This is a genomic window from Methylovorus mays (assembly GCF_020531915.1).
GTDB classification, from domain to species: domain Bacteria; phylum Pseudomonadota; class Gammaproteobacteria; order Burkholderiales; family Methylophilaceae; genus Methylovorus; species Methylovorus mays.
The window spans coordinates 286,815-302,437 of record NZ_JAJAVG010000007.1 but is presented as its reverse complement, the minus strand read 5'-3'; the positions used below and the strand labels follow the sequence as shown (position 1 = coordinate 302,437).

At 53.1% G+C, this 15,623-nt stretch carries 16 protein-coding genes and 1 tRNA gene; 13 read left to right on the top strand and 4 right to left on the bottom strand.

The genetic code is table 11. The annotated features are described in order from the left end of the window. The first annotated feature begins 51 nt into the window (after positions 1-51). The gene (locus LG203_RS10045) at positions 52-312 is read left to right on the top strand and encodes a DUF2789 domain-containing protein (RefSeq protein WP_230345640.1); all 261 of its coding nucleotides are present in this window, start codon (positions 52-54) and stop codon (positions 310-312) included. Positions 313-367: 55 nt separating this feature from the next. Here LG203_RS10045 and LG203_RS10040 read toward each other — a convergent pair whose 3' ends face one another. The 3 genes from LG203_RS10040 to LG203_RS10030 form a co-directional block, all read right to left on the bottom strand. Then, positions 368-619, bottom strand: a complete 252-nt coding sequence (locus LG203_RS10040) for a hypothetical protein (RefSeq protein WP_013441546.1) — start codon at positions 617-619, stop codon at positions 368-370. A gap of 157 nt (positions 620-776) precedes the next feature. Further along, entirely contained in the window at positions 777-1,034 is a 258-nt protein-coding gene (locus LG203_RS10035) for a hypothetical protein (protein ID WP_230345639.1), read from the bottom strand. Next, positions 1,031-1,705, bottom strand: a complete 675-nt coding sequence (locus LG203_RS10030) for a DNA-3-methyladenine glycosylase family protein (protein ID WP_230345638.1) — start codon at positions 1,703-1,705, stop codon at positions 1,031-1,033. The genes LG203_RS10035 and LG203_RS10030 overlap by 4 nt, the downstream gene beginning before the upstream one ends. Before the next feature lie 240 nt (positions 1,706-1,945). Here LG203_RS10030 and thrS point away from each other — a divergent pair, with 240 nt between their 5' ends. From thrS to LG203_RS09980, 10 genes are all read left to right on the top strand, one after another. After that, positions 1,946-3,868: a threonine--tRNA ligase gene (thrS, locus tag LG203_RS10025; RefSeq protein WP_230345637.1), complete on the top strand. Its 1,923-nt coding sequence runs from the start codon at positions 1,946-1,948 to the stop codon at positions 3,866-3,868. A 42-nt stretch (positions 3,869-3,910) separates the two neighbouring features. After that, positions 3,911-4,435: a translation initiation factor IF-3 gene (infC, locus tag LG203_RS10020; RefSeq protein ID WP_015829557.1), complete on the top strand. Its 525-nt coding sequence runs from the start codon at positions 3,911-3,913 to the stop codon at positions 4,433-4,435. Positions 4,436-4,588: 153 nt separating this feature from the next. After that, positions 4,589-4,786: a 50S ribosomal protein L35 gene (rpmI, locus tag LG203_RS10015; protein WP_013441551.1), complete on the top strand. Its 198-nt coding sequence runs from the start codon at positions 4,589-4,591 to the stop codon at positions 4,784-4,786. A gap of 11 nt (positions 4,787-4,797) precedes the next feature. After that, complete coding sequence (gene rplT / locus LG203_RS10010; protein WP_013441552.1) at positions 4,798-5,160, top strand: 50S ribosomal protein L20; 363 nt, start codon at positions 4,798-4,800, stop codon at positions 5,158-5,160. Between the two features lie 163 nt (positions 5,161-5,323). Next, complete coding sequence (gene pheS / locus LG203_RS10005; protein WP_230345636.1) at positions 5,324-6,310, top strand: phenylalanine--tRNA ligase subunit alpha; 987 nt, start codon at positions 5,324-5,326, stop codon at positions 6,308-6,310. Between the two features lie 5 nt (positions 6,311-6,315). Continuing rightward, complete coding sequence (gene pheT / locus LG203_RS10000) at positions 6,316-8,670, top strand: phenylalanine--tRNA ligase subunit beta (RefSeq protein WP_230345635.1); 2,355 nt, start codon at positions 6,316-6,318, stop codon at positions 8,668-8,670. A 77-nt stretch (positions 8,671-8,747) separates the two neighbouring features. Beyond that, positions 8,748-9,050, top strand: coding sequence for an integration host factor subunit alpha (locus LG203_RS09995; protein ID WP_013441555.1), 303 nt, complete (start codon positions 8,748-8,750; stop codon positions 9,048-9,050). Further along, the gene (locus LG203_RS09990) at positions 9,031-9,441 is read left to right on the top strand and encodes a MerR family transcriptional regulator (protein ID WP_230345634.1); all 411 of its coding nucleotides are present in this window, start codon (positions 9,031-9,033) and stop codon (positions 9,439-9,441) included. Before LG203_RS09995 ends, LG203_RS09990 begins: the two co-directional genes overlap by 20 nt. A gap of 69 nt (positions 9,442-9,510) precedes the next feature. Next, positions 9,511-9,587: transfer RNA gene (locus LG203_RS09985), tRNA-Pro, on the top strand. 247 nt (positions 9,588-9,834) lie between these two features. Next, complete coding sequence (locus LG203_RS09980) at positions 9,835-12,120, top strand: TonB-dependent receptor (RefSeq protein ID WP_230345633.1); 2,286 nt, start codon at positions 9,835-9,837, stop codon at positions 12,118-12,120. Positions 12,121-12,182: 62 nt separating this feature from the next. Here the strand turns inward: LG203_RS09980 and LG203_RS09975 are convergent, their stop codons facing one another. Further along, the gene (locus LG203_RS09975) at positions 12,183-13,352 is read right to left on the bottom strand and encodes a PepSY-associated TM helix domain-containing protein (protein WP_230345632.1); all 1,170 of its coding nucleotides are present in this window, start codon (positions 13,350-13,352) and stop codon (positions 12,183-12,185) included. Between the two features lie 169 nt (positions 13,353-13,521). On the opposite strand from LG203_RS09975, the gene LG203_RS09970 reads away from it, so the two are divergent. Then, a complete protein-coding gene (locus LG203_RS09970; RefSeq protein WP_230345631.1) occupies positions 13,522-14,013 on the top strand; it encodes a TonB-dependent siderophore receptor in 492 nt (163 codons plus the stop codon). Then, on the top strand, positions 14,010-15,617 hold the full coding sequence (locus tag LG203_RS09965) for a TonB-dependent siderophore receptor (protein WP_230345630.1): 1,608 nt from the start codon (positions 14,010-14,012) through the stop codon (positions 15,615-15,617). Before LG203_RS09970 ends, LG203_RS09965 begins: the two co-directional genes overlap by 4 nt. The last annotated feature ends 6 nt before the right edge of the window (positions 15,618-15,623 follow it).

The window sequence follows — 15,623 nt, the reverse complement described above, 5'->3', positions numbered from 1 at the left end:
TAGCATGATGGCGGTCACACGGGTAGTGAGATCAATAATGGGAGGTACTGCATGGAAAGCCCAGCGCATGAAATGGCTCAATTGTTTGAGCAGCTTGGACTGGCTTCGGATGAGGCGTCGATTGTCGAGTTCATCAATACCCATGGTCATTTGCATACCGGTCTGGCATTGAGCGAAGCGCCATTCTGGACTCTTTCGCAAGCGGCATTTTTGCGCGAAGCCATCCAGGCCGATGCCGATTGGGCCGAAGTGGTGGATAGGTTGAATGCCAGTTTGCATGCGGCGCGCGATGCAGGTGGTGACCCAGTGTAATGCATTGGGAAGCTGTGGATAACAAAAAAGGCAGCTCAAGCTGCCTTTTTAACTGTTAGCACGCCTTAAGACGAGCTATTTTGACCGTGGCGGCCGGGGAGCGATTTGCGCTCTGGCGGCTGATGGGCTGTCGACGGTGAAGTGGCGATGTCGCCCAGCTGTAGAAAGCCCACGCGGCCGAAACCACAAAACCGGTTGTGCCGGTCAACATGGCGCCGTCGCTTTCATTGGCAAACCAGCCTAAACCGGCGCTGAATGCGGTAAAAACAAAGGGTATGGCAAACAGAATGAAAAACTTGATAAGCATGATGTCCTTTTGGGATTTTTGATGTTGAGAAATCGTTGGCTTGGGTAAAACCAACGATTGCATTGTGACAGAGATTTGTTACAGAAAAATGTAATAAATGAAAGCAATTGAAACAGAAGCCGCTTGGCAGAAGCTATTGGCCGCTGTACCTGCCAGATCAGAGCTCGGAAAGTGTCGCCAGTATCGCCTGCCACTCTTCTTCCGGTGTCTCGTATTCCTCATATCGATGCGTAGTCCTCGCATACCAGTAGCGGCTATTCCCCTCGTCGGGTTCTATCTTGTGCAACACGGCGTGAATCCAGTTTGCGACTGGATGACCCGATGCCTGGGCAATGTTGTGGGCGGCATCCCATTGGCCAGCCATCGCCAGGCGTGTGGCTTGCTTCAACTCTTCTAGCTGTGTTTGCGTACTCATTCGGCTTGCTCCTTGTCTCGCACCAGTGCTCCGCTTTTACCCAGAGCGGCGGCTTGCCATAAATACCACGCAGCAATACTGCGGTAGGGTTTCCATTGTTCGCCTATCACATCCAGCGCTTTGGGTTTGGGCTGTTCAGGCAGGTTTTTAAGCAGGCGCCAGCCTTCGCGTACGCCAAAATCATCCACCGGCAGTACGTCATTGCGTCCCAGGCTAAATATCAGCAGCATTTCTACCGTCCAGCGCCCGATGCCCTTGAGCGAGGTGAGGCGTGCAATCAGCTCTTCTTCGCTCATGCCTGCAGCGAGCCTGGCGCTGGGGACGGTGCCCGCCAGTGTGGCTGCAGCAATACCTCGGATGGCGGTGGCTTTTGCCATGGATAGACCGCAGCTTCTAAGCTGTGTTTCATCCGCTGATGCAAGCTGCTCCGGGCTGGGAAAGCCATTATGCGGAAAGCTTGCCATCAGCCTGGACAAGATTGCGGCGGCGGCGTTGCCATGCAATTGCTGGTGGGCGACGGCGCGGACCAATGCCTCATAGGGTTCGCGTTGCTCGCGGCGCTGGATGGCGCAAGGCCCCACCAAGGTGACCAGGCGTTGCCATTCTGCATCTAATCCCGCCAGAAAACGGCTGGCTTGTATGTCTATATTCTCAGGTGAGGCTGATTGCATAGGCTCTCGTCATGGATGTGCGGCATACAGGCGTGTGCAACGGAGGGCGGTTCTGGCACCTGCGTTGCCGCAAATGGGATATAAATAGCCTAGCATGATTCAGTTGGCTACGGATGTTGTCCAGTTTTTGTGCTTTGTGCGATAATTTCCCGTTGGGCGACATCCGCCCCCATACGCTGGAAAGCCGTTAAATCAACGACTTTTGCATGTGCAGCTCCCTTAACAGTATGAAAGATCACTATGCCGGTAATACGTTTGCCTGACGGCTCTGAACGACAGTTCGATGCCCCCCTCACCGTTGCTGCGGTTGCGCAAAGCATAGGCGCTGGCCTTGCTCGTGCCGCACTGGCAGGCAAAGTGACATTGCCGGGGCAGGCACCTCGCCTGGTGGATACGTCTTTCGAGATTGCGGAGGATGTGGACCTCGCCATCATTACTGACAAGGATGCAGACGGGCTGGAAGTCATTCGCCATTCCACTGCCCACTTGCTGGCCTACGCCGTCAAAGAGCTGTTCCCGGAAGCCCAGGTGACCATAGGTCCGGTTATCGACAACGGCTTCTACTATGACTTTTCCTACAAGCGCCCATTTACTCCGGAAGATCTGGAAGCCATTGAAAAGAAAATGGCCGAGCTCGCCAAAAAGGATGAGCAGGTCACCCGCAAGGTGTTGCCGCGCGATGACGCCGTGGCGTATTTCCAGTCCATAGGCGAGGCGTACAAGGCAGAAATCATTGCCTCCATTCCGGCAGATCAGGAGGTGTCGCTCTACACTGAGGGTAATTTCACCGATCTCTGTCGCGGTCCTCATGTGCCCTCCACCGGCAAGCTCAAGGCATTCAAGCTGATGAAGGTGGCTGGCGCCTACTGGCGTGGTGACTCCAACAATGAAATGCTGCAACGCATTTACGGTACCGCCTGGGCAAAAAAGGAGGATCTGGAAGCCTATCTGCATATGCTGGAGGAAGCGGAAAAGCGTGATCACCGCAAATTGGGCAAGCAGTTGGACTATTTCCACATGCAGGACGAAGCACCCGGCATGGTTTTCTGGCATCCACGCGGCTGGAGTCTTTGGCAGGAGGTGGAGCAATACATGCGTGGGTTGTTCCGCCAGTATGGTTATCAGGAAGTCAGAACGCCGACTATCATGGATCGCTCGCTGTGGGAGAAGTCAGGGCACTGGCAGAATTACCGTGAAAACATGTTCACTACCGCCTCGGAAAACCGTGATTATGCGGTGAAGCCGATGAACTGCCCCGGCCACGTCCAGATTTTCAACAGTGGCCTGCACAGCTACCGCGACCTGCCCCTGCGGCTGGCCGAGTTTGGCTCCTGTCATCGTAACGAGCCATCCGGTGCTTTGCATGGCCTGATGCGTGTGCGGGGCTTTACCCAGGATGATGCGCATATTTTCTGTACCGAAGACCAGATCAAGCAGGAAGTGGCGGACTTTATTGTCATGCTGTATCAGGCTTACAAGGACTTTGGCTTCAGCGATGTGCTGGTCAAGCTGTCCACCCGCCCGGAAAAACGTGTAGGCGCTGACGAAACTTGGGATAAGGCTGAAGCATCGCTGGCCGCAGCGTTGCGTGAAAACAATCTGGACTTTGATCTGCAGCCCGGCGAGGGCGCGTTTTACGGACCCAAGATCGAATTTACCCTGAAAGATAGCCTGGGTCGACTCTGGCAATGCGGTACTATACAGCTGGACTTCAACTTGCCAGAGCGCCTTGGTGCGGAGTATGTGGCTGAGGACAATACGCGCAAGCACCCCGTGATGCTGCATCGCGCCATCGTCGGCTCCATGGAGCGTTTCCTGGGTATTCTGATTGAAAACTATGCAGGAGCGATGCCTACATGGCTGGCCCCTGTCCAGGCCATGGTCCTCAATATCACCGACAGCCAGTCCGCTTATGTGCAGGAAGTGGTCGCCGAACTCAGGAAAAACGGCTTCCGGGTCGATTCGGACTTGAGGAATGAGAAAATAACCTATAAAATTCGCGAACATAGCTTGCAGAAGCTGCCTTATCTGCTAGTGGCAGGTGACCGCGAAATGCAAAGCGGACAAGTGGCTGTGCGTACCCGCAAGGGTGAAGACCTTGGTTCCATGTCAGTGAGCGCGTTTATCGAACGACTCAAGGCGGACGTGGGTGCCAAGGTTTAAATTTATGCATGGCCGTTTAATGATTAATTTGGAGAATTTGCGATAGCTCAAGAAAAAGAAATACGAATCAACGGTGACATAACAGCACAACAGATTCGGTTGGTGGGGGTTGATGGCGAGCCGCTGGGGATCATGAGTCTCAATGAGGCTTTTGCAAAAGCGGAAGAAGCTGATATTGATCTGGTTGAGATTGCGCCTCAGGCGCAGCCGCCAGTCTGTCGCTTGATGGATTACGGCAAATTCAAATATGCCGAAAGCAAGCGTCAGCATGAAGCTCGTCTCAAGCAGAAACAGGTTCAGGTCAAGGAAGTCAAATTCCGGCCAGGCACGGATGAAGGCGATTACCAGGTCAAGCTGCGTAGCCTGATCCGCTTTTTGCAGGAAGGCGACAAGGCCAAGATTACCTTGCGTTTCCGTGGCCGTGAAATTACCCACCAGGAACTTGGGCTCGCACTTTTGAAACGTGTGGAAGCTGACTTGCAGGAACATGCAGTGGTTGAGCAGTTCCCCAAGATGGAAGGCCGTCAGATGGTGATGGTGCTCGGTCCGCACAAGAAGCAGAAGTAAGTGCATTAACTTCAGCCCGTTATTGCGTTATAATAGCGGGCTGTTTTGATGATGGCTGGCGCTAAATGTTGCCAGTATCAAGCAGCAAGAGGTAGCGACGCGGCTAAAGGCATGCCCGATCGCTCTTTTTTATTGTTCCTTCAGGAGAAAAAAATGCCAAAAATGAAAACCAAGAGTGGCGCCAAAAAGCGCTTCAAGTTCTTGGGTAATGGCAAGGTTAAGCGTACCCACTCGCACCTGCGCCACATCCTTACCAAGAAGACCACCAAGCAGAAGCGTAACCTGCGTGGCACGGCTATTATTTCCGCAACTGACGTCAAGCGCGTACGCGCCATGATGCCAACTCAATAAGGAGATAGAGCATGCCTAGAGTAAAACGTGGTGTCATTGCCCGTGCACGTCATAAAAAGGTTTTAGACGCTGCCAAGGGTTACCGTGGTCGTCGCAAGAATGTATACCGCATTGCCAAGCAAGCGGTAATGAAGGCTGGTCAATATGCATACCGTGACCGTCGTCAAAGAAAGCGTCAATTCCGTGCCTTGTGGATCGCGCGTATCAACGCCGGTGCACGTGAATATGGTTTGACATACAGCCGTTTCATCAACGGTCTGAAGAAGTCTGCGATTGAAGTGGATCGCAAGGTATTGGCCGATCTGGCTGTGTTCGACAAAGTGGCATTTGCCAAGTTTGCCGAGCTGGCAAAATCGGGCCTTGCTGCCGCTTAAATCCGGCAATTGAAAAAGGAGGCCTTGTGCCTCCTTTTTTATTGGGTTTTTCCCTCAGCCGTTTCGCTGTTGATTTCCCTATGGAATTCATACATCTGAATGCTGATGAAAATGCCCTGGTTTTATTGATGCATGGTTCATGCAAGTAAGGTCTCAAGAATATATGACACAACATCTTGATCACATCCTGAGCGAGGCACAAAGCGCTTTTGCTGCGTGTGACAATCTTAATGATCTGGAGCAGGCCAAGGCGCGCTTTCTCGGTAAGAGTGGTGCCTTGACCGATGCATTGAAGGGCTTGGGCAAACTGTCGGCTGAGGAGCGGCCAGCGGCAGGGGCTGCCATCAATGTCGTCAAGCAAGGCGTGGAAGAGGCTTTGCGCATGCGTCGCGATACGCTGTTGCTCGCGGAGCAGGAGCGCCAGCTTTCCAGCGAAGCGCTGGATGTGACATTGCCAGCGCGTCGTGACGATCGCGGTGGCGCACACCCGGTTTCGCTGACCTTGGCACGTATTGAGCAGCTTTTTCACTCCATAGGCTTTGATGTTGCCGAAGGGCCGGAAATCGAGTCCGATTTCTATAATTTTACCGCCCTGAATATTCCTGAAGATCACCCTGCGCGTGCCATGCACGACACGTTTTATGTGGATGAACAGCATGTGTTGCGTACGCACACCTCGCCAGTGCAAGTCCATTACATGCAGAACAAGACGCCACCGCTGAAAATCATTGCCCCTGGCCGTGTGTATCGCGTGGACTCCGATGCCACACATTCGCCCATGTTCCATCAGGTGGAAGGCTTGTGGGTGGATGAAGACATCAGCTTTGCCAATCTCAAGGGTGTCGTGCAGGATTTCCTGCAGCGTTTCTTCGAGCGCGAGGATCTGGAAGTGCGCTTCCGTCCTTCCTTTTTTCCGTTCACTGAACCTTCCGCCGAGATGGATATGAGCTGGAATGGTGGCTGGCTGGAAATCGGCGGCTGCGGCATGGTGCATCCCGAAGTATTCAAGCATGTGGGCATCGATAGCGAAAAATATCGTGGATTTGCCTTTGGTCTGGGTGTTGAGCGCCTGACGATGCTGCGGTATGGCGTGAATGACCTGCGCCTGTTTTTCGAAAACGATCTTCGCTTCCTCAAGCAGTTTGGTTAACGATCATGCAATTCTCAGAAATTTGGTTACGCGAGTACGTCAATCCTGCCATTAGCAGTGAGCAGCTCGGTCATGCCTTGACCATGGCTGGTCTTGAGGTGGAAGCGATGGATGCTGTGGCACCAGCCTTCAGTCACGTCGTCGTGGCAGAAGTGCTGACGGCAGAAAAGCATCCAGATGCGGATCGCCTGCAAGTATTAACAGTTGATGTCGGTTCGGGTACGCCCCTGCAGATCGTCTGCGGTGCCAGCAATGCGCGCGTGGGCCTGAAGGCGCCATGCGCCATGGTGGGCGCAGCCTTGCCTGGCTTTAACATCAAGCAAGCCAAAGTACGCGGTGTCGAGTCGTTTGGCATGATGTGCTCCGCCAAGGAGTTGGGGCTCGCCGAAGAGAGCAGTGGCTTGCTGGAGCTGCCTGCAGAGGCGGTAACCGGTACGGATATCCGTGATTACCTGCAACTCAATGATCAGCTGTTTACATTGAAGTTGACGCCTAACCGTAGCGATTGCCTGAGTATCGTCGGCATCGCCCGTGACGTGGCCGCCATCACAGGTGCAGCATTGCAGGTGCCGGCGATTGATCAAATTAATCCGGTTGCCAGCACTGGCGTCAAGATTGCCGTACGAGAAGCCGATGCGTGCCCGTATTACAGTGGGCGCAGTATTCGCGGTGTGAACGCTGCTGTTGCAACACCTGCCTGGATGCAGCGGCGCTTGGAGCGTAGCGGCATCCGCAGTATCAGTGCGATTGTCGATATTACCAATTATGTATTGCTCGAGTCAGGCCAACCCTTACACGCCTTTGATGCTGCCAAGCTGCAGGGTGATATCGAGGTGCGTTACGCCAGACAGGGCGAAGCATTGGCGCTATTGAATCAACAGCAAGCCACATTGCAGCAGGACATGCTGGTAATTGCCGACACCCATGGCCCGCTGGCGTTGGCCGGTATCATGGGTGGACTGGATTCGGCTGTGTCACTGGAAACCCGCGACATTTTCCTGGAAAGTGCATACTTTGCCCCAGGCGTGATCGCAGGCAAAGCACGCCGCCTGGGCTTGTCGACGGACTCGTCGTATCGCTTTGAACGTGGCGTGGATTTTGGCAGCACCCGCCAGGCATTGGAACGTGCAACCGCGCTTATCCTTGAGATTTGCGGTGGTGAGCCTGGGGATGTAGTCGAAGTCAAATCTATCTTGCCCACGCGCAAGCCGGTGACATTGCGCTATGAGCGATTGCTTTCTGTGCTGGGTATCCCGCTGGAGCGTAGCGAAGTATCGGCCATATTTGCCCGCCTTGGTTTCGAGGCGCGTGAGTCGGATGGTTGCTACGAGATCACGCCTCCCAGTTATCGCTTTGATATCGAAATTGAGGAGGACCTCATTGAGGAAGTGGCTCGCCTGCATGGCTATGAGCATATTCCCGCGATTGCGCCGCAAGCGACATTAGCCATGTTGCCAGCCTCAGGTAGCGAGCTGAATCGTGCCTGGGTAAGAGATGCATTGGTAGCTGGTGGCTACCAGGAAATCGTCAGCTACAGCTTTGTAGACGCCAGCTGGGAGCGTGACTTGCTGGGAAATGATGACGCAATTGTTCTGAAAAACCCCATCGCCAGTAACATGAGCGTGATGCGTAGCGGCTTGTGGGGCGGCCTGTTGCAGACGCTGGTTTACAATCTCAACCGCAAGCAGCCACGCGCCAAGCTGTTTGAAATTGGCTCCGCCTATCATAAAGCCGACTCTGGCTATGCTGAAACCATGCGGGTTTCCGGCCTGGCTTACGGTGCTGCACAGCCTGAACAATGGGCCGCAGACGAGCGGGATGTGGATTTCTATGATGTGAAAGCTCAGGTGGATGCCCTGACGCATGGACGGGCTGTTTATCAGGCAGCCACGCATCCAGCGCTGCATCCCGGACAATCTGCGCATGTTTTGCTGGATGGCAAGATCATTGGCTGGCTGGGCAAGTTGCATCCAAAGTGGCAACAACATTATCAATTGCCACGCAGCACGGTGGTATTTGAGTGTGATCTTGCCCCTTTGTTAACAGTTCAGGTGCCAAGGTACCAAGAGGTGCCGAAGTTCCCGCCGGTACGACGCGATATTGCCGTGGTAGTGGATGAAGCAACCCCGGTTCAAGCGCTGTTGGATACCATGAATGATGCCAAAAATGCCTTGGTTTCCGAGATTGCATTGTTCGATATTTACCGCGGAAAAGGTGTGCCGGAAAACAAAAAAAGCCTTGCATTTCTTGTGCTTATGCAAGATACTCAAAAAACTTTGACGGATGCTGAGGCAGATGCCGTCATGAGTAATTTGCTAGCATTGCTCAAGACCAAACATGGTGCGGAATTAAGAAATTAGAACGCCAATGGGGCGCCAGTTTTTAGAAAATGCGTCGCGATGGTGCGAAAGTTAAGAAAAGTAGTTGGGAGATTTGCATGACATTAACCAAAGCCGATCTGGCTGATTTGCTCTTTGAACAGGTTGGGCTGAACAAGCGTGAGGCCAAAGATATGGTCGAAGCTTTTTTTGAAGAAATACGTACGGCTTTGGAATCAGGAGACAGTGTAAAACTGTCGGGTTTCGGCAATTTCGAATTACGTCAAAAATCAGAGCGGCCAGGCCGCAATCCCAAAACAGGCGAAGAAATCCCGATCACGGCACGCCGTGTCGTGACGTTTCATGCCAGCCAGAAGCTCAAGCTAAAGGTAGAGGAGGCTTATGCCGGAGACCGCGCCTAAGGTTGTGTTGCCGCCGATTCCTGCCAAGCGATACTTCACCATTGGTGAGGTTAGCGAGCTATGCGGCGTCAAGCCGCATGTGTTGCGCTATTGGGAGCAGGAATTCACGCAGCTCAAACCCGTAAAGCGTCGTGGTAATCGCCGGTATTACCAACACCATGAAGTTCTGCTGATTCGCCGTATCCGTGAATTGCTCTACGAGCAAGGCTTCACGATAAGCGGTGCGCGCAATCGTCTTGATGATGCAGCGCAGGCAGTGGATGCCCCAGCAGAAACCGTGGTGGAAAAGCAAGTTGAGCGTTCAACCGCTGCATCCGCCTATCCGCAGCTGGATGTCGGTTTGTTGCGGAGCGAATTGCGTGAAGTGCTTGATCTGCTGCGCGCCCACTAAAAACCAATTTCCTGTTTGTTCCCTCCAGTTCATTCCGCTATAATGCACGCCTTGTTGCTTTAGCGACATCGGGGCGTAGCGCAGCCTGGTAGCGTACTTGCATGGGGTGCAAGTGGTCGCAGGTTCAAATCCTGCCGTCCCGACCAGTATCCGAAAGGGGTTAGGTAACTAACCCCTTTTTTCATATTCGCGCGTCATTTCAGCGCAATACCTCGCTTTATATATTCCTGTTTCCGTAGCATCACTTTTCCAGATCGGTGAATTTTTAAGTTTTGGCGTCGCTCCACCCTGCGGAAGGGGCTGATGATGGAAATTTTTAATCATCGACATTGCTAATGAGAATTGTTATTATTTGTAAATGCTTCTTAATAACAATAATTTGCAAGGAAAACAATGTCTCACTTCCCTTTACTGACCAGTTCAGTCAATCCTATACAAATTTCTGGCAAGGCAGCAGGCGCTTTATTGCTGTTGGCATTTTCTGCAGGCGGGTCGGCAGAGGAGGTGACAGAGCAGCAGTTGGTGGATAAAAAGAAAGCACAGCAGAGTGCGACGGCAGCACCTGTTGCGACGACACTTGATACCGTTCATGTTGTTGATACTTCGGCAGATACGATTCTGCCGGGTGAGTTGATGCCTGCTTATGCTGGGGGACAGGTGGCACGAGGGGGAAGGGTGGGATTGCTTGGCAATAAGTCAGTGCTGGATACGCCATACAGTGTGATTAGCTATACGCGTGAGTTGATTCAGAACCAGCAGGCTACGACCCTAGCGGATATTGTCGAAAATGACTCATCCATCCGCAATAACAACCCTCGGTTTGGTCGCTTTGATCAGTTTTCCATTCGAGGTTTTTCCCTGTCGAATGGTGAGGTGGCGTTGAATGGCTTGTTCGGACTGGTTCCCAATTATACCGTGCCGCTGGAGGGGGTTGAGCGGGTCGAAGTGCTCAAGGGGCCTAACAGCTTGTTGAATGGCATGGCACCTACTGGTGGTGTTGGCGGTGCGATCAATGTGATTGCCAAGCGGGCGACGGATGCGCCGATCACCCAGCTTACCGCTAACTATGCCTCAAGCTCGGTGCTGGGTGGGCATGTGGATATCGGTCGACGCTTCGGTAGTGATAACCAGTTTGGTATTCGTCTGAATTCGGTATATCAAGAGGGAAAGACGGCGTTTTCGAATGATCAGACCATAGAGCGTTCACTTGTGACATTGGGGCTGGATTTTCGAGGTGAAAATTTACGCCTGTCTACAGACGTGTGGCATTACGAGAATCGCGGCACGGCGCCAATGGAGCGCGTGACCTTGAGCAGCCGGGGGGGTGTTCTTGCAGCCGTGCCCGATGCTGATAAGGTGACCCGCAACTTTGCTCAGCGCTGGTCTTATGCCAATACCATAGACACGACAGTTGCCGTGCGTGGCGAGTATGACTTTTCACGCGCTATTACGGCTTATGCCGCAGTAGGTGCTCGTCGCGGACGCTATGATTTTCTGCGGGTGCCGGTGGCGGTGGATTCTGCGGGCAATTTTGTTACCACGTCCGGTAACACTACAGTCAATACGAGTACTGTGAATCGTTTTCTAAGGCATGAGGATACGGTGTCTGGAGAAGCAGGCGTGCGCACTATGTTTAATACTGGTGTGGTACATCATACGGTGAATCTCAATACCAGTTTGTATCGTATCCAGTTTGGTAATCTGGAAAGTGAAATTGGTACGGTAGCCTCCAATATTTACTATCCGGTGAATGGAATAGAGCCAGCGGTGATGGGTATGTCCAATACACCTCCACGTACGGCTGAGACAGACTTGAGCAGTGTTGCCCTGAGCGATACCTTATCCATGCTGGATGAGCGTCTGCAAATCACCATAGGTGTGCGCAAGCAGTCGGTGCTCAATAAAACGTATTTTGTGACAGGGGCTATGCGTGCCAAGTATGACGAAGATGCACTGACTCCGACGTTCGCTTTTACGGTAAAGCCGCTCGACCATCTGGCGCTTTATGGAAATTACATTGAATCTCTGACCCAGACCGCTATGGCGCCTACAAATGCTGCTAATGCGGGAGATATTTTTCCTCCAGCCAAAACCAAGCAGGTTGAGGTGGGGGCGAAGCTGGATCTTGGTAGATTTACTTCTACCTTGGCGTTGTTCCGGATTGAGCGTCCCAGTACATTTCGCGACCCTGCCACTCTGATTTTTGGGTTGAATGGGGAGCAGCACAATACTGGCCTGGAGTGGTCTCTTTATGGGGAGCCTGTGGGTGGCGTGCGCATCTTGGGTGGGGTGACATTGCTGGATGGCGAATTGAAAAAGACATCGGGTGGCGCTAACGACGGCAATACTGCGCCAGGCGTAGCCAAGGTAAATGCCAATCTCGGCATGGAGTGGGATGTGACTGCCATACCTGGTTTTACCTGGACAGCGCGTACCATCTATACCAGTGATCAATATGTAGATGCCGCCAATACGCGCGAAATTCCGGACTGGGCGCGATTGGATCTCGGTGCCCGCTACCGGTTTGTTTCAGGGGGTAAAAACATAACCCTACGCGCCACCGTAGATAACGTGCTCGATAAGCATTACTGGGCCACCGTCAGCACTAGCGATAGCGTGAATGGGCTTACGTATGGCACACCACGCATGGCATTTTTCTCTGCCACCGTGGACTTTTAATCGGAACGACCCCTGGAGTTAATGGCCGATGACTGACGCCAAGCCTTTCATCGGCCATCAGGCTATTTTGGGCCTTGGCGTTTTCTGAACCAGATAAAAACACCGGTCCAGGCCAGGAGCGCGGTAAGCAAGCCGGTGAATAGAATGAGAATGCGCCCGGGCAAGCCAAATATCTGACCGGTATGCAGCGGATATTGCAGAATACCCAGGCGATCTCCCGTGGTGCCTTGTGCATAGCCGTATTGGGCTTTCAGTTCGCCAGTGTTGGCATCAAAAAACACCTGCTCACGCTTGAAGGTCAGCCAGGCATTCGGTTGACGTTCATCAAACGTCAACCGGTAGACATTCTGCTTGGCCAAATAGGAAATATTGGCAACCCGGTAATCATCCGCCCCTGCGGGTCGCAAGGCTAAGCCACGTTGATAAGCGGCATCCCAATCCAGTGAAATCTTTCCATCTTTCACTTTGGGCAAGGTATCACCCGGAAGAGGGCTAAAGGGCATTAACATGCCCATTACCGGCCTGAACACTTCCCGGTTGAGATTGAGGTAAAAACTGCTAAATGCGACGACAGCCAGCACGGGCCACAGCCACAAGCCACTGGCACGATGCACGTCAAAATTTACGCGAGTTGCATTTGCCTGATACTTTATTTTCCAGGCGGGCGCCCATTTTTTCATGAACTGTATGGGAGATGGCAGTAGGCCATGCCGGGGCAAGGCTAAATAAAAGCCAACAAAACAATCCAGTAGCCAAAGTATGGCGATGCCACCCAATAGCCATTTACCAACTTTTCCTGGCAGGTGGAGAGTGTCATGCAATTTGAACAGGAATGGCATCAAGCCTCGACGACTGATATCCATCTTGCCCCACTCGCGAGCCCCCAGAATGTCATTGGTATAAGGGTTAACAAATACCTGCATGGGGAGAGGGGCGTTGTCACCGGTCTGTTTACTCTCCATACGCACAATCAATGCGCGATCTGTGCTGTGCTGAAACTCAATTCGTGCGATCCGGTGGTCGGGATAGGCCTGACTGACCTTGCGTGCAAGTTGCGCTAGCGGTACTGGTGAGGAAGCCGTGGGTGTCACCAGCATCCAGTCCGGATTCAGCCATTCATCAAGCTCGTGATAAAACGCCAGCGATGCTCCGGTCAGTCCTGCAACCGTTAAAAACAACACTAGCATTAACCCTGCATAACGATGCAAGCGGACAAATAATTTTCTGGACATGGGGCAAGAGCCTGTTCTTTGGTGTCGCGATTGGAGATAGGGAGGATGCCTGCCGCAGACCTGCATGCATAAGGCTGAGGAGTCGCGTGTATTCTCGTAAAGTGTAAATGATATCAATTATCATTTGATGTGTATAATGCGGGACGAAAATATACACGCAGGAGCTGTCATGAAATTAAAGTGGGGCGTTGTTTGTGCCTTGATGATGCCGTATTGGTCTGTCCATGCTGAAGTGGCGGAGGACGCCGCTGAATTGCCAGAAGTCGCTGTCAGCGCCCGTCAGGAGGAGTCGGCCACTGGGCCAGTGAAAGGCTACAAAGCCAGCCGTTCGCAAACGGCCACCAAAACCAATGCCGCGTTATCAGAAACCCCCCAGTCCGTGACGGTGATTGGCAGTGAGCAGATTCGCGATCAGGGCGCGCAGTCGTTAGCCGAGGCTTTGCGGTTCACTGCTGGAGTTGATGCCGGACAACGTGGGCGACGCGGGCTAGATGATATTTCCATCCGTGGATTTGTGCAGAGTGCGTACGTGCTACGCGATGGCATGCGCATGGATAACGACATGTGGATACAGAATGAGCCGTTTGCCTTTGAGCGCATCGAGGTACTGAAAGGCCCGGCGTCTGTACTCTATGGCCAGATGGACTGGTTAACCTGGTGACGAAACGGCCAACCGACAAGCCGATTGCCGAAATCGGCATCGGTTTGGGCAACTACAACCAGAAGCAGCTGACCGCCGACTTTTCGGATGCATTGAATGAGGATGGCACCGTGCGTTATCGCCTGGTGGGCATTTCATCCGCCAGCGATGACCAGGTGGATTTTGTGGATCGCCAGCGTACCTATATTGCGCCGTCATTAACCTGGGATATCAGCGACAAGACCAGCCTGACCTTGCTGGCTAGCTATCAAAAGAGCGACTTTGTGCCGGTGCGCGGTCTGCCCGCACGCGGCACCGTACTTTCCAATCCGAATGGCAGCATCCCTCTGAGCCGCTTTGTCGGGGTGCCTGGCGTGGATAACTACAGTACCGAGCAGACGCAAGTGGGCTATCTTTTTGAGCATGCATTTACCTCGTCAATCAAATTCAAGCAAAGCCTGCGCGTGAATGATTACGATCTGGAAGGGGCATTTACCAGCCCGACTTCGCTATCGACCAACGGTCTTAACTATGGCCGCCGCATTGAGTATCGCGACGTACATGGCCAGATGCTGACCATGGATAATCAGCTCAACATGCAGTTTGACACAGCCGCGTTGCGTCATGATGTGCTGGTGGGCTTTGACTATCTGCATTTTGATAGCAAGCGGATTGATAAGCGCGCAACGGTTACCGCACTGAATCTGTACACTCCCGACTACACTCCGACGATCGGAGCCGCGGTGACTACGCTCACGACCAGCGGCACGGACAAGTTGGAGCAAAAAGGCCTTTATCTGCAGGATCACATCAAGTTTGGCGATGGCTGGAACCTGGTGCTCGGCTTGCGTCGAGATGAGTCCGATCTATTGGAAAAACGTCTGAGTGGCAGCAGGACACGCACCAATCCGGGCGCGACCACGGGGCGTGCGGGTTTGCTGTATGCCTTTGGCAATGGCTGGTCACCTTACATCAGCTACAGTGAATCGTTTGTGCCAGTCACGGGCAGCCAGGCGGATGGCACTGCCTTCAAGCCGGAAACTGGCCAGCAGCGCGAAATCGGCCTCAAGTATGAAACACCGAACAAGGCATTTGGCACCACCGTGGCGCTGTATGACCTGACGCGCCAGAACGTCACCACCACGGACCCCAATAACACCGCATTCAACATCCAGACGGGTGAGCAACAGCATCGTGGGGTTGAGCTTGAGGCAACAGGACAATTGACCTCTCGTCTCAATGTCGTGGGCAGCTACAGCTATATTGATGCAGAAATCACCAAAAGCACGACGGATACGCTGCACAAACGTCCCATTCTGGTGGCGAAAAACATGGCTAACATCTGGGCCAATTACGATATGGGGCGCTGGCTGCAAGGCCTGGGTATAGGCATAGGTGCACGTTATATAGGCAAGCAGGCTGGTGATGAGCTCAATACCTTCTATACGCCGCATTACACCCTGTACGATGCCGCGCTGTTCTACCGCACCGGACCATGGCGCTTTGCCCTGAATGCGCGCAATCTGGCAGACAAGGAATATATTGCAGCCTGTTCCAGCTTGAATGCTTGCTACCCAGGTGATCCACGCATGGTGATGCTGACAGCCAACTATTCCTTCAAATAAGCCTCG